Here is a 1,206-nt window from a genome sequence, read left to right as displayed (position 1 = left end):
CCCTTCGACGGACGGGCCCTCGACAAGCTCGGTCCCTGCTCAGGGTGAACGGGCGGGCCGCCCCGCTCAACTGATCGAGATCAGCCCTTCGCCTTCGCCGGCTTGTACCCCAGCCGCTGCATCGCCCGCCCGAGCACCTGCTTCGTCGTCCAGTAGTCCTGCCACGGATCCTCGCGTTCGAACGACAGGTGCTCGCGTGCGGTCTTGACCGTCCACTGGTCGCCGCCCTTCAGTTCGTCGAGCGCGCTCCACGGCACCGGCATCGAGACGCCCAGCCCCGGCCGTGCCCGCGCCGAGAACGCGGCCACCGTCGTCGCGTTGTGGCCGTTGCGCAGGTAGTCGACGAAGATCCTGCCGACGCGGTTCTTCGGGCCGCTCTTCGCGACGAAGCGCTCCGGCACCACGCTCGCCATGTGCTGCACGATCGCCTGCGAGAAACCCTTCACCGCATCCCAGCCGTGCTGCGGCTTCAGCGGCACCACCACGTGCAGGCCCTTGCCGCCGCTGGTCTTCAGCCAGCTCTCGAGCCCCAGCGCCTGCAGCAGCGAACGCACCAGCGCCGCCGCCTCGCGCACCTGCGCCCACTCGACGCCCTCTCCGGGATCCAGGTCGAACACCATGCGGTCGGGCTGGTCGATGCGGCGCGCCAGCGCATTCCAGGTGTGGAACTCGATCACGTTCATCTGCGCCGCGCCCGCCAGCGCTGCCGCGCTCGGCACCTCCAGCAGCGGCTCGTGTTCCGGCCACAGCGCCGAGTCGAGCTCACGCAGGCCGGGGAAACGCATCTTGCCGGCGTGCTTCTGGAAGAAGGTCTCGCCGCCCACGCCTTCCGGCGCACGCAGCAGCGCGCACGGCCGCCCCTTCAGGTGCGGCAGCATCCGCTGCGCCACGCTCTCGTAGTAGTGCACCAGGTCGAGCTTCGTGATGCCGCTGCGCTTGTCGATCACGCGCTCCGGGTGCGTCACCTTCGTTGCCATCGTCGCCTCCATCGCCTTCACCGGCACGACGCGCTCGCGCGTGATCCGCTTCGCCGGCTTGTCGGTGCGCAGCCCCTCGAACGACGCGTGGCGGATCTGCCCGTCCGGCGTCCACTCGCCGAAGCTCACCTCGGCCATCAGCATGGGCTTGACCCAGCGGCGCTCGCCCTCGGCCCCGCGCGGCCCGCGCCCACGCTTCGGTGCCGCATCGAACGGCGAGGCCTCGACC

General features: G+C 70.6%; 1 protein-coding gene. It reads right to left on the bottom strand.

Going from position 1 to position 1,206, the window contains the following annotated elements; all coding sequences use genetic code 11:
• Positions 1-80 precede the first annotated feature (80 nt).
• On the bottom strand, positions 81-1,206 hold a 1,126-nt coding region (ligD, locus tag AC1D12_RS33710; protein ID WP_477845429.1), incomplete at its 5' end, for a DNA ligase D.

The sequence above is a fragment of the Rhizobacter sp. P1_G5 genome, from assembly GCF_056405435.1.
The sequence above is the reverse complement of the archived record's forward strand: the minus strand, read 5'-3'. Positions and strand labels throughout refer to the sequence as shown.